This is a genomic window from Staphylococcus sp. CoH_129_LAB_1 (assembly GCF_058191515.1).
In genome coordinates this window covers 17,606-40,211 of sequence record NZ_JBXWKZ010000020.1, presented here as the reverse complement: position 1 = coordinate 40,211, position 22,606 = coordinate 17,606, and the positions used below count along the sequence as shown (strand labels likewise).

The 22,606-nt window shown below is 34.1% G+C and carries 20 protein-coding genes, 1 pseudogene and 1 other annotated feature; of the genes and pseudogenes, 1 reads left to right on the top strand and 20 read right to left on the bottom strand.

Translation table 11 applies throughout. From position 1 onward, the window contains the following. Positions 1-75: 75 nt before the first annotated feature. The 4 genes and pseudogenes from AC2FB1_RS07275 to AC2FB1_RS07260 form a co-directional block, all read right to left on the bottom strand. Positions 76-192, bottom strand: a pseudogene (locus AC2FB1_RS07275) (UDP-glucose 4-epimerase); the annotation flags it as partial. A 295-nt stretch (positions 193-487) separates the two neighbouring features. Beyond that, positions 488-1,441 (bottom strand): ornithine cyclodeaminase family protein, encoded by a 954-nt coding sequence (locus tag AC2FB1_RS07270; protein ID WP_490674596.1) that lies wholly within the window; start codon positions 1,439-1,441, stop codon positions 488-490. A gap of 306 nt (positions 1,442-1,747) precedes the next feature. Then, positions 1,748-2,167, bottom strand: coding sequence for an NUDIX hydrolase (locus AC2FB1_RS07265; protein ID WP_490674593.1), 420 nt, complete (start codon positions 2,165-2,167; stop codon positions 1,748-1,750). A gap of 4 nt (positions 2,168-2,171) precedes the next feature. Beyond that, the gene (locus tag AC2FB1_RS07260; RefSeq protein WP_490674592.1) at positions 2,172-2,684 is read right to left on the bottom strand and encodes a GNAT family N-acetyltransferase; all 513 of its coding nucleotides are present in this window, start codon (positions 2,682-2,684) and stop codon (positions 2,172-2,174) included. A gap of 460 nt (positions 2,685-3,144) precedes the next feature. On the opposite strand from AC2FB1_RS07260, the gene AC2FB1_RS07255 reads away from it, so the two are divergent. Beyond that, entirely contained in the window at positions 3,145-4,311 is a 1,167-nt protein-coding gene (locus AC2FB1_RS07255; RefSeq protein ID WP_490674591.1) for a M20 family metallopeptidase, read from the top strand. 540 nt (positions 4,312-4,851) lie between these two features. Here AC2FB1_RS07255 and tuf read toward each other — a convergent pair. From tuf to AC2FB1_RS07175, 16 genes are all read right to left on the bottom strand, one after another. Next, a complete protein-coding gene (gene tuf / locus AC2FB1_RS07250) occupies positions 4,852-6,036 on the bottom strand; it encodes an elongation factor Tu (RefSeq protein WP_049434289.1) in 1,185 nt (394 codons plus the stop codon). Positions 6,037-6,246: 210 nt separating this feature from the next. Further along, the gene (gene fusA / locus AC2FB1_RS07245) at positions 6,247-8,328 is read right to left on the bottom strand and encodes an elongation factor G (RefSeq protein ID WP_490674590.1); all 2,082 of its coding nucleotides are present in this window, start codon (positions 8,326-8,328) and stop codon (positions 6,247-6,249) included. A 121-nt stretch (positions 8,329-8,449) separates the two neighbouring features. Beyond that, positions 8,450-8,920, bottom strand: a complete 471-nt coding sequence (gene rpsG, locus AC2FB1_RS07240; protein ID WP_001137495.1) for a 30S ribosomal protein S7 — start codon at positions 8,918-8,920, stop codon at positions 8,450-8,452. A 69-nt stretch (positions 8,921-8,989) separates the two neighbouring features. After that, positions 8,990-9,403 (bottom strand): 30S ribosomal protein S12, encoded by a 414-nt coding sequence (gene rpsL / locus AC2FB1_RS07235; protein ID WP_016931318.1) that lies wholly within the window; start codon positions 9,401-9,403, stop codon positions 8,990-8,992. Positions 9,404-9,491: 88 nt separating this feature from the next. Further along, positions 9,492-9,752 (bottom strand): ribosomal L7Ae/L30e/S12e/Gadd45 family protein, encoded by a 261-nt coding sequence (locus AC2FB1_RS07230; RefSeq protein WP_490674589.1) that lies wholly within the window; start codon positions 9,750-9,752, stop codon positions 9,492-9,494. A 147-nt stretch (positions 9,753-9,899) separates the two neighbouring features. After that, on the bottom strand, positions 9,900-13,493 hold the full coding sequence (gene rpoC / locus AC2FB1_RS07225; protein ID WP_490674595.1) for a DNA-directed RNA polymerase subunit beta': 3,594 nt from the start codon (positions 13,491-13,493) through the stop codon (positions 9,900-9,902). Between the two features lie 183 nt (positions 13,494-13,676). After that, positions 13,677-17,228 carry a DNA-directed RNA polymerase subunit beta gene (gene rpoB / locus AC2FB1_RS07220; RefSeq protein WP_490674588.1) on the bottom strand — a complete coding sequence of 1,184 codons (3,552 nt, stop codon included), beginning with the start codon at positions 17,226-17,228 and terminating at the stop codon, positions 13,677-13,679. Between the two features lie 203 nt (positions 17,229-17,431). Further along, positions 17,432-18,040, bottom strand: coding sequence for a class I SAM-dependent methyltransferase (locus tag AC2FB1_RS07215; protein WP_490674587.1), 609 nt, complete (start codon positions 18,038-18,040; stop codon positions 17,432-17,434). A gap of 170 nt (positions 18,041-18,210) precedes the next feature. Then, positions 18,211-18,579: a 50S ribosomal protein L7/L12 gene (gene rplL, locus AC2FB1_RS07210; RefSeq protein WP_490674586.1), complete on the bottom strand. Its 369-nt coding sequence runs from the start codon at positions 18,577-18,579 to the stop codon at positions 18,211-18,213. 39 nt (positions 18,580-18,618) lie between these two features. Beyond that, positions 18,619-19,119, bottom strand: coding sequence for a 50S ribosomal protein L10 (gene rplJ / locus AC2FB1_RS07205; RefSeq protein WP_490674585.1), 501 nt, complete (start codon positions 19,117-19,119; stop codon positions 18,619-18,621). Positions 19,120-19,149: 30 nt separating this feature from the next. Then, positions 19,150-19,303, bottom strand: a sequence feature (ribosomal protein L10 leader region). A 128-nt stretch (positions 19,304-19,431) separates the two neighbouring features. Next, the gene (rplA, locus tag AC2FB1_RS07200; RefSeq protein WP_490674584.1) at positions 19,432-20,127 is read right to left on the bottom strand and encodes a 50S ribosomal protein L1; all 696 of its coding nucleotides are present in this window, start codon (positions 20,125-20,127) and stop codon (positions 19,432-19,434) included. 206 nt (positions 20,128-20,333) lie between these two features. Further along, on the bottom strand, positions 20,334-20,756 hold the full coding sequence (rplK, locus tag AC2FB1_RS07195; protein WP_001832298.1) for a 50S ribosomal protein L11: 423 nt from the start codon (positions 20,754-20,756) through the stop codon (positions 20,334-20,336). 186 nt (positions 20,757-20,942) lie between these two features. Then, positions 20,943-21,491: a transcription termination/antitermination protein NusG gene (gene nusG / locus AC2FB1_RS07190; protein ID WP_002449028.1), complete on the bottom strand. Its 549-nt coding sequence runs from the start codon at positions 21,489-21,491 to the stop codon at positions 20,943-20,945. A gap of 17 nt (positions 21,492-21,508) precedes the next feature. After that, complete coding sequence (secE, locus tag AC2FB1_RS07185) at positions 21,509-21,709, bottom strand: preprotein translocase subunit SecE (RefSeq protein WP_490674583.1); 201 nt, start codon at positions 21,707-21,709, stop codon at positions 21,509-21,511. A 43-nt stretch (positions 21,710-21,752) separates the two neighbouring features. Continuing rightward, complete coding sequence (rpmG, locus tag AC2FB1_RS07180; protein ID WP_049336738.1) at positions 21,753-21,896, bottom strand: 50S ribosomal protein L33; 144 nt, start codon at positions 21,894-21,896, stop codon at positions 21,753-21,755. A gap of 80 nt (positions 21,897-21,976) precedes the next feature. Beyond that, a complete protein-coding gene (locus tag AC2FB1_RS07175) occupies positions 21,977-22,567 on the bottom strand; it encodes a sigma-70 family RNA polymerase sigma factor (RefSeq protein ID WP_490674582.1) in 591 nt (196 codons plus the stop codon). Between the last annotated feature and the right edge of the window lie 39 nt (positions 22,568-22,606).

Below are 22,606 nucleotides of genomic sequence, written 5' to 3'. Positions count from 1 at the left end.
AATAAAGAAGCCAGTAAATGAATTTATAATAAACTCATTTACTGGCTAATTTGTTAGAAATTATGTCCCAGCCTCTTCAGGTTCTCTAATGTCAGTAGCTAATACGTTATCTTTTCCATATATTTTTCTACATTTTAGTACCAATTCAGTTCCTATTTGTCCTAGTGCTCCTGTAATTATAATTCTCTTCATTATCATTTCTTCCTTTGTCTTATATATCCTAATAGTGTCTTTTTAGAACTCCTCATATCATAGATTCCCTATATGAACATATATCATTAGATTGTACGTTAAAGTAATAATTTTATTCTTCTAATAAATTATTTGCTTTAACTTACGTTTTGTTTGTTAATTATTTTTAAAAGGAGGCTAATATGAAGAAATGCTTTGTATCACTCTTATTGATTTTCTTTATACAATAAAAATACCCTATCAGCCATGTCTACGTTATAACTGATACGGTATCTATGTTTTATACAGTATATGATTAATTATTTTGTTGAGCTTTTTTATAGAAGTATTGTGCCACCACTATATCTACAATAGCTAAACCTACTGATTTAAATACTGTCACTTCTTCATCATCATCACGTCTAGATAATTTTCCACTTACAATATTCCCTAGTTCACCATGTAACGATTGCTCAGTAATGATACCTTCTTCTAATGGTACTTTTAAATCACCTGTTTCTTCCATTGCAGCTTCTGTAGATTCAACAACTATTTTATTAGCAATCAACATCGTTTCTGAAGGTAGTTCTTGCATTTCAGGTTTAAATGAGCCTACAGCATTTAAATGCACACCAGGATGTAACGAATGAGAAAACACTGGCTGATTTGAATTGGTAGCTGTCACAATGATATCTGCGTTTTCCATTGCTTGATCCGCTTCATCAAAAACTTTTATCGACACGTCATATGCTTGTTTCACAAATTCAGCCAATTTTTCAGCGTTAGCTCTTGTACGACTCGAAATATGAATTATTTCAATATCTCTAACAGCTAACATTGCTGCAATCAGCCCCTCAGCTTGATCTCCAGCGCCAATCACACACAATGTTTTTGCATCTTCACGCGCTAAATATTTTGTAGCCACCCCTGAAATGGCACCTGTACGAATTTTAGTTAAATAGCTACCATCAAGTATAGCAAGGGTTTCTCCTGTATCATAATCACTCAGCAGTACTGATCCTGTAATTGTTTTTTTATTTTGTTTAGAATTGTTAGGGGCAAAGGTAACAGTTTTAATGCCAACTATTTTCAACTCATCTGATAAAGCAGGCATCACTAAATATCTATTTTCTTTGTTGAATGGTAACACATAACGTAATGGTGTTTCAGTTTTTCCTTCTGAGAATGCCTGTAACGCACGACCGACTTCTTCAATAACTTCTTTCATATCTAATAAGTTCTGTTGATCTTGTTCATTTAAAACGAGCATTTCATAGACCTCCATCGTTTTGGATATTGTTAAATAATATATGAGAAGTACCTATCATCCACTTTAATCGTTGAATATATTCTAATCAATTGAATATTAATATTTTTTATAGATTATATTAACTTATTATTGTGATGATATAAAATTGAGGATATCTTTATATTATAAATAAAAGGTATAACTTAAGAGTAAAATACCTTGCGATTTCATAACTATATGAAACTATTTATAAACTTTTGACACCCATCACTTTTCTTATGAGAAAAGTGATTTTTTATGTCTTATTATATCTTGTCATACAGATTTTTAATCTATTACACCTTCATTATAATAAGTAGCTTTATTATTTAAAAACATTTTCAAACTATGCTTATAATACATAAGTTTTTGGTCTGCTTCTTCAATAGTCATCCATTTTGTTTCTGAAATTTCTTCTTTCATTTGTATATTTATCGCATCATTTTTAATCGTAACTTTAAACATAATAAACAATGTGTGTACATTCATTTGAGTAGACTTACCCTCATTGATACTTACAATATCTCCAATCTCAGCTTTAAGACCTGTTTCTTCCATTACTTCACGTTTCAAAGCTTCAACTAGAGTTTCTCCCTTTTCTACCTTTCCACCAGGTAATGACCATCCTCCACCATCTGTATTATTAACAAGTAATACTTTTCTCTCTTTATTTTGTATGAGTGCATATACTACTTTTAAATCTTTCAAAGTTTCACCTTCCATCATTTGGAATTTCAAATCGACTTACTGGTTGACCATTTTTTTTAATGTACGAATTAATTTCATAGCCTCCATGTTTTTTTATTACTGCTTGTGAAGCAAAATTATAAGGATTACATGTCATCAATACTTTATGTACACCCATATGATTTAATCTATTAAGCGCTTCTTCTAACATTCTTGAAGCATAACCATTTCCTCTATATGGTTGAGCAACACCATAGCCTACATGACCACCAATGTTTTTTAATTTATCATTAAGTTCATGACGAATATTTACTGCGCCGACAATATCATCATTTTTGAAATAAAATAATGTTGTAGAAGGTACCATATTCGTATTCACGGGTGGATGATGTAATTGTTCTACCATTTGTTCAAAAGATTGATAATGTGCTATATCGGTATTATCTGGAATAATTTTCTCATTGTTATCATACCAATATTGTAAATATCGAATTAAACTTTCTTCATCTTTATATTCTAGTTTTCTTAATTCTAGCATGTATATCCCTCTTTTTTACAATTAGTGTACCACTGAAAATAAAAAACAATCCATTTGCATATTCAAACTAATGAAACGTTTATTTAATAATATTTAGCTCTTTTCCAATTTTTTCATACCTTAAGTGTGTGATCTAACATTTTTACTACGTACTATATAAACCACCTACGACACAGATACCTTTAAATAATGCACCAATTTAAAAATTACTTTTATCTTGTAAGCCTAAATGTTTACTATTCCTGCGTCTTTATCTATCACAACTGAACCATGTGCATCATCTTTTCTCTTTTGTTATTGATTCATCATAATTTATTATCATCATAATCATTTTATGTTATAAGACAATTCATTTAATATCTGTTAGTCTGTCTTTTATTAAAATTATAATTACTGACTACTGAGTTATAGTAGAATTTGTTATACTAAAGTTCATAATAATTAGGAAGAAGTGGTCAATGTGTTTGATTGGTTTCAATTAGCCAGTGAAAAAGAAAATAAAATGATTCAAATGCGTCGTTATATGCATCAATATCCGGAGCCTTCTTTTGAAGAAACATGGACACATAACTACATTCTCAATCAGTTAAGTCATTTAGACTGTGAGATTGTGTCACCTGTTGGTAGAAATGGCATCAAAGCAACTTTTAAAGGAAATGGAAATGGTCCGACTATTGCATTTCGTGCGGATTTCGATGCATTACCTATCCAAGAATTAAATAAAGTTCCATATAAATCTAAAAACGATGGATTTATGCATGCCTGTGGCCACGACGGTCATACCGCCATTTTATTAGGTGTTGCTGAAATTGTTCATGAACATCGCCACTTATTAAAAGGAAATGTTGTATTTATTTTTCAATATGGCGAAGAAATTATGCCTGGTGGCTCTCAAGAAATGATTGATGACGGTTGCTTAAAAGATGTTGATAAAATTTATGGTACACATCTTTGGAGTGGTTATCCTACTGGTACTATTTATTCAAGACCAGGTGCCATTATGGCTTCTCCAGACGAATTCTCTATTACCATTAAAGGAAGAGGTGGACATGGTGCTAAACCTCATGAAACTATTGATCCAATTGTAATTATGGCTGAGTTTATACTAAGTGCTCAAAAAATCATCTCACGTACAATTGATCCTGTAAAAGAAGCAGTATTAACCTTTGGAATGGTACAAGCCGGTTCTTCTGATAGTGTTATTCCTGATTCAGCCTTTTGTAAAGGGACAGTACGTACATTTGATACAGAAATACAATCCCATGTTCAAGAGAAAATGGATAAGTTATTGCAAGGTCTTGCATTAGCGAATGATATCACTTATGACATGGAATATATTAAAGGATATTTACCAGTTCATAATCATGAAGAAGGCTATGAAATAGTTAAACAAGCGGCAAATGATTTACATTTACGTTTTAATAAATCAGAACTGATGATGATTGGTGAAGACTTTTCACACTATCTTAAAGTCCGTCCTGGTGCATTTTTCTTAACCGGATGTGGCAATACTGATAAAGGTATTACAGCGCCTCATCACAATCCACATTTTGATATCGATGAAACAGCATTTAAATATGCTGCAAGTGAGTTTCTTAAAATCTTAGAACTTGAAAGAGTTTTTTAATTCATTGTTAAATATGTATTATAAATCTTAAAATATAAAAAAGAGGCTGGGACATAATTCCTAACAAAATAGCCAGTAAATGTGTTTATTATAAACTTATTTACTGGTTTCTTTATTTACAATACTACATAATGTTGGCACGCTTTCTTAGTGGAAAACTTCAGCCTGTCCTGTTCACACAAGAGTCTCGACCAAATACTTAAAAAAATAAGGCCCTTTCGTATAATTTAATAAATACCAATAAACTAAATTAACAAGGTTTCTTATATATAAAGGATATCACATGACTCAACTTACTCTACTAATGGCCCTCAATATAAGAAAATGAGCAACCCAACGAGTTAAAAATAATCAAAATTTATAAAAAAGACAAGTTCTATATTATTTCAATAGACTTGTTTTTTTCACTTATACAGAAACTTTATGTTCCAGACTCGTATTATTAATAATATTTATCAAATTAAAGCATAGTGAACTTAAGTTTTATTTTCAAACAAAAAAGACTCCCAATAAGGGAGCCTTCCATATCAAATAAATAAATTATTCGAAGATTTCAGTTACAACGCCTGATCCTACAGTACGTCCACCTTCACGGATTGAGAAACGAGTACCGTCTTCAATCGCGATAGGAGCGATTAATTCTACTGTCATTTCAACGTTGTCGCCAGGCATTACCATTTCAGTACCTTCTGGTAAGTTAACAACACCAGTTACGTCTGTAGTACGGAAATAGAATTGTGGACGATAGTTAGTGAAGAATGGAGTATGACGTCCACCTTCATCTTTTGATAAAACGTATACGTCTGCTTTAAATTTTGTGTGAGGTGTAATTGAACCTGGAGCAGCTAATACTTGACCACGTTGTACATCTTCACGAGCAACACCACGTAATAAAGCACCGATGTTGTCACCAGCTTCAGCGTAGTCTAATAATTTACGGAACATTTCTACACCAGTAACAGTTGTTTTAGAAGTATCTTTGATACCAATAATTTCAACTTCTTCACCAACTTTGATTTGACCACGTTCAACACGGCCTGTAGCAACAGTACCACGACCAGTGATTGAGAATACGTCCTCAACTGGCATCATGAATGGTTTATCAGAGTCACGTTCTGGAGTTGGAATATAATCATCAACTGCTTGCATTAATTCTAAGATTTTTTCTTCGTATTGAGCATCGCCTTCTAAAGCTTTTAAAGCTGAACCAGCGATTACAGGTACGTCGTCACCTGGGAAGTCGTATTCAGATAATAAGTCACGTACTTCCATTTCAACTAATTCTAATAATTCTTCATCGTCAACCATGTCAACTTTGTTTAAGAATACTACTAATGCTGGTACACCAACGTTACGTGATAAAAGAATGTGTTCACGAGTTTGTGGCATTGGACCGTCAGCAGCAGATACTACTAAGATACCGCCGTCCATTTGAGCAGCACCAGTAATCATGTTTTTAACATAGTCAGCGTGTCCTGGGCAGTCAACGTGAGCATAGTGACGTTTGTCAGTTTGATATTCGATGTGTGCAGTATTGATTGTAATACCACGTTCTTTTTCTTCTGGAGCGTTGTCAATCATGTCATATGATTGTGCTACAGTGTCACCATTTTTAGCTAATACAGTTGCGATAGCAGCTGTTAAAGTAGTTTTACCATGGTCAACGTGACCGATAGTACCAATATTGGCATGTTCTTTTGAGCGATCAAATTTTTCTTTTGCCATTATTAAATCTCTCCTATTCTAGTTAAAGTTATTTCAATATTATCTCTCATGATAGTTACTCACTATCATGAGACATAATGATTGTTCTAAAAAGAATTTATAGTTCTTTTATAATGCATTTTGAATAAAAAATCAATTCATAAAGATGAATGCTTAATTAATAAGCTCAAGCTGTATTTTACCTAGATTTACTAGTTAAAACAAGTTATATTATTCACCTTTATTTTTTTTGATGATTTCTTCAGCAATTGATTTTGGAACTTCTGCATAATGATCAAAGTACATAGTGTAAGTACCGCGACCTTGAGTGTTAGAACGTAATGAAGTTGCATAACCAAACATTTCTGAAAGTGGTACATAAGCGTTAACAACTTGTGCATTACCACGTGGTTCCATACCATCAACACGTCCACGACGAGCCGTTACGTCACCCATGATATCGCCCATGTATTCTTCAGGCATTTCGATTGTAACTTTCATCATTGGTTCTAAGATAACTGGATCACATTTTTTAGCAGCTTCTTTAAGTGCTAATGACGCAGCAATTTTGAAGGCCATTTCTGATGAATCGACATCATGGTATGAACCATCAAATAATTTAGCTTTAACATCAATTAATGGATAACCAGCTAATACACCGTTTTCCATAGCATCTTTAAGACCAGCTTCAACTGATGGAATGTATTCACGAGGAACTACACCACCAACGATAGCATTTTCGAATTCGAAACCTGCACCAGTTTCGTTAGGAGTGAATTCAATATGAACGTCACCATATTGACCACGACCACCAGATTGACGAGAGAATTTACCTTGAACTTGAGCAGGTTGTCTAAATGTTTCACGGTATGAAACCATTGGAGCACCTACATTACATTCAACGTTGAATTCTTTTTTCATACGGTCAACTAAGATATCTAAGTGTAATTCACCCATACCGCCGATGATAACTTGTCCAGTTTCTTCGTCAGTGTGTGCATGGAAAGTAGGGTCTTCTTCTTGTAATTTAACTAACGCTTGAGTCATTTTATCTTGGTCAGCTTTTGATTTAGGCTCTACTGATAAGTGAATAACTGGTTCTGGGAATTCCATTGATTCCAAGATAATGTCATTTTTCTCACCACATAAAGTGTCACCAGTACCTGTATCTTTAAGACCTACAGCTGCAGCGATATCCCCTGAATATACAGTGTCAATTTCTTGACGAGAGTTCGCGTGCATTTGTAATAAACGACCTACACGTTCACGTTTATTTTTAGTTGAGTTTTTAACGTATGAACCAGATGTTAATGTACCTGAATATACACGGAAGAAAGTTAATTTACCAACATAAGGGTCAGTCATAACTTTGAAAGCTAATGCTGCAAATTCAGCACTATCATCAGCTTTTGCAATTACTTCTTCTTCAGGATTTTCAGCACGATGGCCTACAATAGGTTTAACATCTAAAGGTGATGGTAAGTAATCAATTACTGCATTAAGCATTAATTGAACACCTTTGTTTTTAAATGCTGTACCACAAAGTACTGGGTAGAATTCTACGTTAGTAGTAGCTTGACGGATAGCATCTTTTAATTCTTCTACTGAAATTTCTTCGTCACTAAGATATTTTTCCATTAATTCGTCGCTAGTTTCTGCAACAGCTTCAATTAAGTTAGAACGAGCTTCTTCTGCTCTTTCTTTGTGATCTTCAGGAATTTCAATTTCTTCAATTTCTGTACCTAAGTCATTTGTATATTTGTAGCATTTCATTTCAACTAAGTCAATGATTGCTTCAAATTCATCTTCGGCACCAATTGGTAATTGGATAGGCGCAGCATTGGCTTGTAAGCGATCATGTAATGTGCTTACTGAATACTCAAAGTTTGCACCAAGTTTATCCATTTTGTTAACGAATACAATACGAGGAACTCCATAAGTAGTAGCTTGACGCCAAACTGTTTCAGTTTGAGGTTCTACACCTGATTGAGCATCAAGTACAGTAACCGCACCATCAAGTACACGTAATGAACGTTCAACCTCTACAGTGAAGTCTACGTGTCCTGGTGTATCGATAATGTTAACACGGTGGTCTTTCCAAGAAGCTGTTGTTGCAGCTGATGTAATTGTAATACCACGATCTTGTTCTTGTTCCATCCAGTCCATTTGTGAAGCACCTTCGTGTGTTTCACCAATTTTGTGGATACGACCTGTATAATAAAGAATACGTTCAGTCGTAGTTGTTTTACCAGCATCGATGTGAGCCATGATACCGATATTACGAGTGTTTTTCAAAGAAAATTCTCTAGCCATTGTTTTTCTCCTTCCAGTTATTACTGAATAAGTACTATAGAATATGGCGATGCCCTAAGCATGAACCATATTACTTTGCAAACTAATATGACGGAACACACTCAGGGTTAAAGCTTTAATCTTACCAACGATAGTGAGCGAATGCTTTGTTCGCTTCAGCCATTTTATGAGTATCCTCACGTTTTTTGACTGCACCACCTGTATTATTAGCAGCATCTAAGATTTCGTTAGCTAAACGATCTTCCATAGTTTTTTCACCACGAAGACGAGCATAGTTTACTAACCAACGTAATCCTAAAGTAGTACGACGTTCTGGACGCACCTCAACAGGTACTTGGTAGTTAGAACCACCTACACGACGTGCTTTTACTTCTAATACTGGCATAATGTTATTAATAGCTTCTTCGAATACTTCTAAAGCATCACGACCACTGCGTTGTTCCACAAGGTCAAATGCAGAATAAAGAATTCTTTGCGCTGTTCCGCGTTTACCATCTAACATAATTTTGTTAATTAATTTTGTAACTAACTTAGAGTTATGAATTGGATCTGGTAATACGTCTCTTTTAGGTACTGATCCTTTACGAGGCATTATAAAGTCCTCCCTTCCTATTATAATATATTCTTAAAAATTGATAGTAAAATTTACACAATCTTAAAATTAATTTTTAGGTTTTTTAGTTCCGTATAATGAACGTCCTTGTCTACGTCCATCTACACCTGAAGTATCAAGTGCACCACGTACAATATGGTAACGCACACCAGGTAAGTCTTTTACACGTCCACCACGTACAAGTACTACACTGTGTTCTTGTAAGTTATGGCCGATACCAGGAATGTATGCATTGATTTCAATGTTGTTTGATAAACGCACACGTGCATATTTACGTAACGCTGAGTTAGGTTTTTTAGGTGTCATTGTACCTACACGAGTACAAACACCACGTTTTTGAGGTGAGTTTAAGTTAGTAAATTGTTTCTTTTTACTATTGAAACCTCTGTTTAACGCTGGTGAATCTGATTTTTTAGATTTGCTTTGTCTAGGTTTACGTACTAATTGGTTAATAGTTGGCATTGAATGTCCTCCTCTCTTCACTTTTTAATTCCACACATCCAGGTGGTTCATTTTTAGGTTAAATAAAATTTAGTAAGTATAAAACTTACTAATTCTCATTCAATAACGCAACGATTGTCGCATTAACATTAATACCTACTGCTTTTCCTAAAGCAGATTTGCTTTCGAAATAAGTAATTGGTATGTTTTTATGATTGATTTGACTAAATACTTGAGATAACAAATATACCTCAACATCTTTAGCAATAATCAATGATGCAACTTGATCTTTTTTTAACGCTTTTAGCGTTTGTTTAAGACCAACTACAACGTGTTGTTTGTTAAAGCGTGCAACTTTTTCATTAGACATTAAATATCCTCCAAAGTTCTGCTTGCATCAACCTTTACAATAATAACACTTTATATAGTATTTCGTCAACATTTTTTATGTTTTTTTTGAAACATTAAAACAAAAGAACTTGGAACTGGCTAAAGTTCCAAGTTACTTTCGTATCAATTATTCAGTCACTTCTGTTTCTTCAGTTTCAACTACTGGAGTACCAACTTTATCGTATTTAACGTCGCTATAACGTCTCATACCTGTACCAGCTGGAATAAGTTTACCAATAATAACATTCTCTTTAAGTCCTAGTAAGTCATCACGTTTACCTTTGATGGCAGCATCAGTAAGTACACGAGTTGTTTCTTGGAATGAAGCTGCTGATAAGAAACTTTCTGTTTCAAGAGATGCTTTAGTAATACCTAGTAATACTGGTTTTGCAGTAGCTGGGCGTTTACGTTCTTTAAACGCTTCTCTATTTGCATCAGTAAAGTTATGAATATCTACTAATGATCCTGGTAGAAGTTTAGTGTCACCAGCTTCGATAATTCTTACTTTACGTAACATTTGTCTAACCATTACTTCCACGTGTTTATCGTCAATTTCTACACCTTGCATACGATAAACTTTTTGTACTTCTTTAAGTAAGTAACTTTCAGTCGCATTTAAACCAGCAACAGCTAAGAAGTTCTTAGGTTCAATAGAACCTTCAGTTAATACTTCTCCACGTTCTACTGATTGGCCAATTTCTACTTTAATTCTTGAAGTACCAGAAGCAAGATAAGATCTTGTTTCATTAGCGCCTTTAATCACAATTTCCTGTTGGCGATCTTTTGCTAATTTAATATCTTCAACGACACCTTCAATTTCAGTAATTACCGCTTGACCTTTAGGATTACGTGCTTCAAAAATCTCTTGGATACGAGGAAGACCTTGAGTGATATCGCTTCCTGCTACCCCACCTGTATGGAAAGTACGCATTGTAAGTTGGGTACCAGGTTCACCGATTGATTGAGCGGCAATTGTACCAACTGCTTCACCCACTTCAACTTTTTCACCTGTAGCAAGGTTTTTACCGTAACATTTTTCGCATACACCATGGCGAGTATTACATGTAAATGCTGAACGGATATACATTTTTTCAATACCTGCATCTGTAATTTTCTTAGCAATTTCAGGTGTGATTAATTCATCAGGACGAATAATGATTTCGTCAGTTTCAGGATGACGAATTGTTTCTTTAGAATAGCGTCCTTCAATACGTTCAATAAATGGTTCAATCATTTCTGTACCTTCTTTAATATCAGAAACTAATAAACCACGGTCTGTGCCACAATCTTCTTCACGTACAATAACATCTTGTGCAACATCAACAAGACGACGAGTAAGATAACCTGAGTCGGCTGTTTTAAGTGCAGTATCGGCAAGACCTTTACGCGCACCATGTGTTGAAATGAAGTATTCTAATACTGTTAAACCTTCACGGAATGATGATGTAATTGGTAACTCAATAATTTTACCTGATGGTGCAGCCATTAATCCACGCATACCAGCTAATTGTGTAAAGTTAGATGCGTTACCACGGGCACCTGAGTCACTCATCATAAAGATTGGGTTAGTTTTTTCAAGAGATTTCATTAATTCTCCTTGAATTTGATCTTTAGCATCCGTCCAAATTTCAACAACAGCGTTATAACGTTCATCTTCAGTAATCAAACCACGATTAAATTGTTTAGATACACGTTCTACTAATTTTTCATGCTCATCTAAAATTTGTTGTTTATCTGGAAGTACTACGATGTCCGATACACCAACTGTAATACCAGCTTTAGATGAGAATTTAAATCCTAAATCTTTCATGCGGTCAAGCATCATTGATGTATCTGTAATGCTAAATCTATTAAATACTTCTGCGATAATGTTACCTAAGAATTTTTTGTTGAAAGGTGCAGTAAGTTCTTGCTCTTCAAAGTAAGATTTAAGTCCACCTTCACCTAACTGTGTCGGATCAACAAAATATTTATCAGGTGTTCTATCTTCTAAGTTTTCTTGAGTTGGTTCATTAATATATGCAAATGAATCTGGAATGATTTCATTAAAGATCACTTTACCTACTGAAGTAGCTAAAATTTTATTATTTTGTTCTTCAGTGAATGTAGGATTATTAAGTGAACGCGCATGTAAACCTATACGTGTGTGTAAGTGAACATAACCATTTGCATATGCTTTAAGTACTTCATTTGTATCGTTATAGATTGTACCAGTATTTATAGCATCTTTACGTTCTAAAGTTAAGTAATAGTTACCTAATACCATATCTTGTGATGGTGTAACGACTGGTTTACCATCTTTAGGATTCAAAATGTTTTGTGCAGCTAACATTAACATACGTGCTTCTGCTTGTGCTTCTTTAGATAATGGTACGTGTACCGCCATTTGGTCACCATCAAAGTCAGCATTATAAGCTGTTGTTACAAGTGGATGTAAACGGATTGCACGACCTTCTACTAAAGTAGGCTCAAAAGCTTGAATACCTAATCTATGAAGCGTTGGCGCACGGTTAAGTAATACTGGGTGTTCTCTAATGACATCTTCTAATACATCCCATACTTCATCATCCATGCGTTCAATTTTACTTTTCGCATTTTTAATGTTTGTTGCGATTTCACGTTGCACTAATTCTTTCATCACGAAAGGTTTAAATAATTCAAGTGCCATTTCTTTTGGAAGACCACATTGATACATTTTTAAACTTGGTCCTACTGCGATTACTGAACGACCTGAGTAGTCAACACGTTTACCAAGTAAGTTTTGACGGAAACGACCTTGTTTACCTTTTAACATGTGTGATAAAGATTTCAATGGTCTATTACCTGGACCAGTTACTGGACGGCCACGACGACCATTATCAATTAATGCATCTACTGCTTCTTGCAACATACGTTTTTCGTTTTGAACGATGATACCAGGAGCACCAAGATCTAATAAACGTTTCAAACGATTATTACGGTTAATAACGCGACGATATAAATCATTTAAATCACTTGTTGCAAAACGTCCACCATCTAATTGAACCATAGGACGAATTTCTGGTGGAATAATTGGTAGTACATCTAAAATCATCCATGAAGGATTATTTCCAGAATTTCTAAATGATTCTACAACTTCTAAACGTTTAATTGCACGTGTTAATCGTTGTCCAGTTGCTGATTCTAATTCATCACGTAATAATTTTAATTCTTCATCTAAATCAATTTCTTCTAATAGGTCTTTAATACCTTCTGCTCCCATTTTTGCTACAAATTGACCTGGATATTTATCATAATATTCTCTGAATTCTGCTTCAGATAGCAGAGATTTTTTCTCTAAACCAGTTGGACCAGGATCAACAACCACATAAGAAGCAAAATAAATAACTTCTTCTAATGATCTTGGAGACATATCTAATAAAAGACCCATACGACTTGGAATACCTTTAAAGTACCAAATGTGAGAAACAGGTGCTGCTAATTCAATATGACCCATTCTTTCACGACGAACTTTAGATTTTGTGACTTCTACACCACAGCGGTCACAAACCATACCTTTGTAGCGTACACGTTTGTACTTACCACAACTACATTCCCAGTCTTTTGTAGGTCCGAAAATTCTTTCACAGAAAAGACCATCTTTCTCAGGTTTCAAAGTACGATAGTTAATTGTTTCTGGTTTTTTTACTTCACCATATGACCAAGAACGGATCTTTTCAGGTGAGGCTAAACCGATTTTCATATAATGGAAATTATTTACATCAATCAAGGAGCCTACCTCCTTCAATTTAGATTAGCTGTGCTATTTGATTGATTTACATTTACTGAAACTGACATCACATGTATAAGATGCACATCAGTGCATAATCTAACTATTGATTAGATTACGCAACTCATGTTTATGCATCTTAGACTTATATTTTTATTATTCGTTAGTTTCTTTTTGAGTTTCTGGAACATCTTTTTGTTGTAAATCTACTTTGCGTTCAGTTGCATCTTCGTCATCAACATCGGCCATTTCGATTTCATTATCATGTTCATCCATAACTTTTACATCTAAACCTAAACTTTGTAATTCTTTCATCAATACACGGAATGATTCAGGAACACTTGGTTTTGAAATATTTTCACCTTTAACGATAGATTCGTATGTTTTAACACGACCTACAGTGTCGTCAGATTTATAAGTTAAGATTTCTTGTAATGTGTATGCTGCACCATAAGCTTCAAGTGCCCATACCTCCATCTCACCGAAACGTTGTCCACCGAATTGTGCTTTACCACCAAGTGGTTGTTGTGTAACAAGTGAGTAAGGTCCAGTTGAACGCGCATGCAATTTGTCGTCAACCATGTGAGCAAGTTTAAGCATATACATTACTCCAACAGAAATACGATTATCAAATGGTTCACCAGTACGTCCATCATATAATACTGTTTTACCATCACGTGCCATACCAGCTTCTTCAATTGTAGACCATACATCATCGTCATTTGCACCATCGAATACTGGAGAAGCAACATGAATACCTAAGTTTTTAGCAGCCATACCTAAATGTAACTCTAAAACTTGTCCAATGTTCATACGTGATGGTACGCCTAATGGGTTTAACATGATATCGATTGGACGTCCATCTGGTAAGTAAGGCATATCTTCTTCAGGAACAATTTTAGAGATAACCCCTTTGTTACCATGACGACCACACATTTTGTCCCCAACATGGATTTTACGTTTTTGAACAATATATACACGAACGAGTTGGTTCACACCTGGTGATAATGTATCATCGCCTTCTTCACGATTAAATACTTTAACGTCTAGAACAATACCACCTGCACCATGTGGCACACGTAGTGAAGTATCACGAACTTCTCTTGCTTTTTCACCAAAGATTGCATGTAATAATCTTTCTTCTGCAGTTAATTCTGTTACACCTTTTGGCGTTACTTTACCAACTAAGATATCTCCATCTTTAACTTCTGCACCAACGTATACGATACCTCGATCGTCTAAGTTTTTAAGGGCACTTTCAGAAACGTTAGGAATATCACGTGTAATTTCTTCAGGTCCTAATTTAGTATCACGTGCTTCAGATTCGTATTCTTCAATATGAATTGAAGTATACACATCATCTTTAACTAATCGTTCACTCATGATAACAGCATCCTCATAGTTATAACCGTCCCAAGTCATGAAACCTACAACGACGTTACGACCTAATGCCATTTCTCCTAATTCCATAGAAGGACCGTCTGCTAAAATTTCATTATATTCTACAACGTCACCTACAGAAACAATTGGACGTTGATTATAACAAGTACCAGAGTTTGAACGTTTAAATTTAGCTAATGGGTAACGATCTAATTCGCCTTCATGTTCAGTTCCATTTTCTTCAACTAAACGACGAACTAAAACTTCATTAGACTCAACATGTTCAACACGGCCTCTATGTTTTGCAGTAATTGCTGCTCCAGAGTCACGAGCTGCTACATGTTCCATACCTGTACCAACAAATGGGGCTTCAGGATTCATCAATGGTACTGCTTGACGTTGCATGTTCGCACCCATTAACGCACGGTTAGAGTCATCATTTTCTAGGAATGGAATACAAGCTGTCGCTGCTGATACTACTTGTTTAGGAGATACATCCATATAATCCATTTTTTCTTTTGCCATAACTGTGTTGTTACCACGGAAACGACATACAACTTCATCATCTAGGAAACGACCGTTTTCGTCTAAACGAGAATTAGCTTGCGCAACTACATAGCTATCCTCTTCATCAGCAGTTAAATAATCAATTTGATCAGTAATTGAATTTGTATCAATATCTACTTTACGATATGGTGTTTCGATGAAACCAAATTCATTAACACGTGCATAACTTGATAGTGAGTTAATTAAACCAATGTTTGGTCCCTCTGGTGTTTCAATTGGACACATACGACCATAGTGAGAATAGTGTACGTCACGAACTTCCATTTGTGCACGTTCACGTGTTAAACCACCAGGTCCTAAAGCTGAAAGACGACGTTTATGTGTTAACTCTGCTAATGGATTAGCTTGGTCCATGAATTGAGACAATTGAGAACTACCAAAGAATTCTTTAATTGAAGCAATTACAGGTCTAATATTAATTAATTGTTGTGGTGTAATTGAATCAGTGTCTTGAATAGACATTCTTTCACGAACTACACGTTCCATTCTAGATAAACCAATACGGAATTGGTTTTGTAAAAGTTCACCTACTGAACGTAAGCGACGATTACCTAAATGGTCGATATCATCTGTATAACCAATACCATTCAATAAGTTAAAGAAATAACTCATTGAGGCAATAATATCTGCCGGTGTAATACATTTCACTTCTGAATCAGGTAATGCATTACCAATCACTGTTGTAGTGCGTCCTTCTTCATCATTTGGAACATATACTTTAATTGATTGGATTTCTACAGGTTCGTCAATAACACTACCTTCTAATTCAAATACTTCATTATTTGCATTTGATTCTAAAACATCCATAATTTCATCTAATTTACGACGATCTAAAACTGTTCCTTCTTCAGCAACAATTTCGCCTGTTTCACTGTCAACAATTGGTTCAGCTAATTTTTGATTAAACAAACGATGTTTTAGGTGTAATTTTTTATTTGCTTTGTAACGACCAACACTAGCTAAGTCATAGCGTTTAGGGTCGAAAAAGCGTGAATATAATAAGCTTTTTGCGTTTTCAACTGTTGGTGGTTCACCAGGACGTAAACGTTCATAGATTTCTAATAAAGCTTGTTCAGTATTTTCAGTACTATCTTTTTCAAGCGTATTACGTAAGTATTCACTATCTCCTAATAAATCAATAATTTCTTGATCACTAGAGAACCCTAAAGCACGTAATAATACTGTTAAAGGTAATTTACGTGTTCTATCAATTCGAACGTAAACGATGTCTTTAGCATCTGTTTCAAATTCTAACCACGCACCACGGTTTGGAATAATCGTTGCGTCGTAATTTTCACGTCCATTTTTATCTATATTTTCGTTAAAATATACTGATGGTGAACGTACTAATTGTGAAACGATAACACGTTCTGCACCATTAATTACGAACGTACCAGTATCAGTCATTAACGGGAAGTCACCCATGAAAACTTCTTGTTCTTTAACTTCACCAGTTTCTTTGATAATGAGACGTACTTTAACACGAAGAGGTGCAGCATAAGTAGCGTCACGATTTTTTGATTCTTCTAAATCATATTTCGGTTCACCTAATCTATAATCCACAAATTCTAAAGATAAGTTTCCAGTGAAATCTTCAATTGGTGAAATGTCACGGAACATTTCTAATAAACCTTCTTTTAAGAACCAGTCATAAGATTTAGTTTGAATTTCTATTAAGTTAGGTAATTCTAATACTTCTGAAATTCTCGCATAATTTCTACGTTTACGATGTCTTCCATATTGGACAACTTGACCTGCCAAACAGATTCACCCCTCAAATATTGTGTTGAACTTATATACAAAATTTCACATAACAAGACAAAAAGAAAACGGCAACACAATTGATGACACCATTTTCGATTCTTTTCTTATTCTTGTTTATCGTGCTCATTTTGCGTAAAAGTACACACTTGTTGAACATAAATTTTTACATTTTATAACTATATCAGAATACCATTTTGAAATCAACCTTTTTGACTCTTCAATATATAGTATCCTTTACTTTTGTTCACAGTTTCTACATTATTAAATATTTCTTCCATTTTCTTTTTAGCAGAAGGCATACCTTGCTTTTTCTGAATGACAACATAAAGTTCACCTTGATTGTTTAGCTTTTGATATGCTTCTTCAAAAATTCGATGAACAACATTTTTTCCAGCTCTAATTGGTGGATTTGTTAATACAAAGTCAAAGTGTTCATTTTCAACTTGTGACAGTCCATCACTTTCTTTAATGATGACATTATCAATCTGATTTTGTTTTTTATTTTTTTCAGCTAAATGTAACGCTCTTTGATTTACATCCACCATAGTAATTTGATGATGTGGTGAGACTTTAGCAATCATTAAGCCGATAGGGCCATAACCACAACCAACATCTACGATACATTTACTTGGACCTGGTGGATGTTCTTTTAAAAATGATTGTACTAATAAGTCAGATCCAAAATCTACTTTTCCTTTTGAAAAAACGCCAGCATCTGTCGTTAATTTTAACTGAGATGTATGATAATAGTATTGAATTGTTTTTTCATCACTTTGTACTTCAGGATTTTCATCATAATAGTGGCTCATGATTTCACCTCTTTATTTGTTCATCTATTTTATTAGAAAATGAATTAAAACCCCGTTATCAACAATAACGGGGTTTTAATTTCTCAAAGAATTTAAGTTATCATTAACGCTTCACACTAAAGTGACTAAGTTAAAATGATTTACTTATATATTAAGTTAAGATACTAGAATTATTTTAATTCTACAGTAGCTCCAACTTCTTCTAATTGTTCTTTAAGTTTTTCAGCTTCTTCTTTAGCAACAGCTTCTTTGATTACTTTAGGAGCGTTGTCTACTAATTCTTTAGCATCTTTTAAGCCTAAGCCAGTTGCTTCTTTAACTGCTTTAACAACTTTGATTTTTGAAGATCCAGCTGAAGTTAATTCAACGTCAAATTCAGTTTTTTCTGCGCCAGCGTCTGCGCCACCAGCTGCACCAGCTGCTGCTACAGGAGCTGCTGCTGTTACACCAAATTCTTCTTCAATTGCTTTTACTAAATCGTTTAATTCTAATACTGACATTTCTTTAATTGCTTCAATGATTTGTTCTTGATTAGCCATTTTATTATTCCTCCATTTATTTTAAAATTTTATGCGCAATTATTCAGCGCTTTCTTCTTTTTGTTCTCCAACAGCTTTAACCGCATAAGCGAAGTTGCGTACTGGAGCTTGTAATACAGATAAAAGCATAGATACAAGACCATCGTGTGAAGGTAATGAACCAACAGTTTTAACTTCTTCTGCTGAGATAACGCTACCTTCCATAACGCCTGTTTTAATTTCTAAAGCTTCATGTTCTTTAGCGAATCCTGCGATAACTTTTGCTGGAGCAACTACATCATCAGTAGTTGTAGCAATAGCTGTAGGACCAGTTAAGAATTCATCTAAGCCTTCGATACCTGCTTTTTCAGCTGCACGGCGAACTAATGTATTTTTGTATACTTTATACTCAACACCAGCTTCACGTAATTGAGCACGTAAGTCAGTTACTTCTGCAACAGTTAAACCACGGTAGTCAACGATAACAGTTGAAATTGAATTTTTAAGTTGTTCAGCAATAACATCAACTTGTTGTTTTTTAGCTTCAATAATAGCAGACATTCAGACACCTCCATTTTTATTTTTGGTGCTTTTTTAATAAAAAAAGCACTTTCTACCCACGGCAAAAAGTGCTTGAAAGATCATTATAATAATCATCACGTTCAAGTCAATTTTAGCCTCGGTAGGATATTGTTTTAAGTTAAAAATTAACTCCTACTGTCTTAGGTAAAATAATCACAATAAATAATATAACTTGTTTATTGTAATATGTCAATTGTTTTTTAAAAAAGACTGGAAGAAAATTTATCCTATCTTTTTCTCAAAAGAAGCAATGATTATCTACCAGTCTATAATCTATTTATATATTTAAAATTAAATTTTAAATGAAGAAGTATCTACCTTAACTCCAGGACCCATTGTTGTAGTTACAGCAACAGATTTGAAGTAAGTACCTTTAGCAGATGCTGGTTTAGCTTTAGCTAAAACATCTTGTAAAGCATTAAAGTTTTCAACTAATTTGTCTTCGTCGAAAGATACTTTACCGATTGTAGCATGTACGATACCTGCTTTTTCAGCACGATATTCAACTTTACCTGCTTTGATTTCTTCTACAGCTTTTTTAACGTCCATAGTTACTGTGCCAGTTTTAGGGTTTGGCATTAAACCTTTAGGTCCTAATACACGACCTAATTTACCAACTTCACCCATCATGTCTGGTGTAGCTACTACTACGTCAAAGTCGAACCAACCTTGTTGGATTTTTTGAGCATATTCAGATTCACCTACGTAATCTGCGCCTGCTTCTTCTGCTTCTGTAATTTTATCGCCTTTAGCGAAAACTAATACACGTTGTGATTTACCAGTACCGTTTGGTAGCACTACTGCACCACGGATTTGTTGGTCATTTTTACGTGTATCAATACCTAAACGGAATGCTACTTCAACTGATGCATCAAAGTTAGCGATACTAGTTTCTTTAGCTAATTTAATCGCTTCTTCAACACTATAGTATTTAGTACGATCAACTTTATTAGCTGCTTCTTGATACTTTTTACCTTTTTTAGCCATTTATTGTTCCTCCTTTAGTGGTTTTAGCGGAATTTCCTCCCACGCTTACTTGTGTGATTTACACAAGTTAAGAGCAGATAACAGATGATGTCAATAATAAATATTAATTTACTAGAGACTAATCATAGACAATATATGTTGTCGTTTCTGTTACCTGCTATCGTCTATCAGTTTATTTCAAGTTCAAACTAATTTTCATTAAATAATTATTGTACAGTGATACCCATACTACGTGCAGTACCTTCGATAATACGCATAGCTGCTTCTTCGTCTGCAGCGTTTAAATCTTGCATTTTTGTTTGAGCAATTTCACGTACTTGATCTTTAGTTACTGTAGCAACTTTAGTTTTATTTGGTTCACCAGAACCTTTTTCAACGCCAGCTGCTTTTTTAAGTAGTACTGGAGCCGGTGGAGTTTTAGTAATGAATGTAAATGAACGGTCTTCATATACACTGATTTCTACCGGAATGATTAAACCTGCTTGTTCTTGTGTACGTGCATTGAATTCTTTACAGAATCCCATGATGTTCACACCTGCTTGACCTAATGCTGGACCAACTGGTGGTGCTGGGTTCGCTTTACCTGCAGGAATTTGTAATTTAACTACTTTTTCTACTTTTTTAGCCACGATGTGCACCTCCTTGATATCGTGATGTGGTCACAGGGCTCAGTTTTGCCCTCCCACTCATAAACATTTCGTGACGAAATGAGCGCTTTAAAAACGCGACCACATTATTTTAACATTAAATTTAATTAAAAATCAATAGTAAAATTTCATCTTTTTAAGCAAATCATACTTTACGATTTAAATTGATTATAATTTTTCTATTTGATCAAATTCTACTTCAACTGGTGTTTCTCTACCAAACATATCGACTAATACAGTTAATTTAAATTTATCTGCTTCAATTTCTTGAACTTCTCCAACTTGGTTTGCAAATGGTCCTGATTTGATGCGAACTTGTTCACCTACATCTAATTCCACATCGATTGTTTTTTCTTTAAGTCCCATTTGTTTTAAGATGAATCTCATTTCCTCGGGAAGTAATGGATTAGGTTTTGAGCCTGCACCTGCTGAACCAACAAATCCTGTAACACCTGGTGTATTACGTACAACGTACCATGATTCATCTGTCATAATAAGTTCTACTAAAACATATCCAGGAAATGTCTTTTTAACTTGTTTTTTTGCTTTTCCATCTTTAACTTGTGTTTCTTCCTCTTCAGGTATGACAACTCTAAAAATTTGCTCTGTCATATTCATTGATTCTACTCTTTTTTCTAAATTCTTTTTAACTTTGTTTTCATATCCAGAATACGTATGCACTGCGTACCAACGCTTAGCCCCAACTTCTTCAGACATGTTGTCACTCCTTACTCTTATCTAAATAATTGAATTAAATTACCAATACCTACGTCTAATACCCAGAAAAATACCATAAAGAAAATTACTGTAGCTACTACAATAACAGTATATTTAAAAAGTTCTTCTTTCGTAGGCCAACTTGTTTTTTCCATTTCATTTTTAACGCCTTGGAAGAAACTTTCTTTATTCTTACTTGCGTCTTTATCTTTAGCCATAACCTTACCTCCATGCTTTTCAAAGTATCAGCTTATACACTCATTACTTTGATTCTTTATGCATTGTGTGTTCATTACATCTAGAACAATATTTCTTCAGTTGTAATCTCTTAGCTGATGTTTCTTTTTTAGGTACATTATAGTTTCTACTACCACACATTTCACAAACTAAAGGTACTTTTCTCACATCAATTCACCTTTGCTCATAATAATACCAGTATACTATACATAAATTTATAATAAACTGTCAAACTTGTTTTAAAATACTTAGCATTTGTACTTTAATAAATATTGCTTCATTTTCATTTTACAACGTTGAATACTATTGTAAACTACTTTATCTTTTACATTTAGTTGTTTTGCTATTTCTGCTGGTGAATAATCAAGTAGAAGCAAATTGGCAACTTCTTTTTCAAATCCACTCAACTTCCTAAAACTATCTATCAAATCTTCTTTACCTAAACTAGTTAAATATAGTTCTTCTGTCCGTTTTGTCATTTGATTTAAACGATATTCTACTATGCATTCATTAATTAACATTTGTTGACGTTGATTAAAAGCGTAACGTTTTCTCCAAAAGTCTTTTTTTACAGAATACACTAGCCGATTTAAATAATGTTCGAATGGAATGGTCGTATTAAAGTTAAATGTGTGTAAAGCTAAGTATATCTTTAACGTGGTATCTTGAATTAAATCTTCTATTTCTTGATGATCTACACCTAACACTCTAAACTTCATAATAAGTGTAGGACGTATTACATTTATTATGTTTTCAAATAACTGTTCTTGCTCCAATGTATTTTGGCTATATTGAAAAGCTTTAAATATATCTTCTAGTTGTTGAAAATGATAAGTCATATACAAAACCTTTCTTTATAAGTTAGGCACATTGTATAA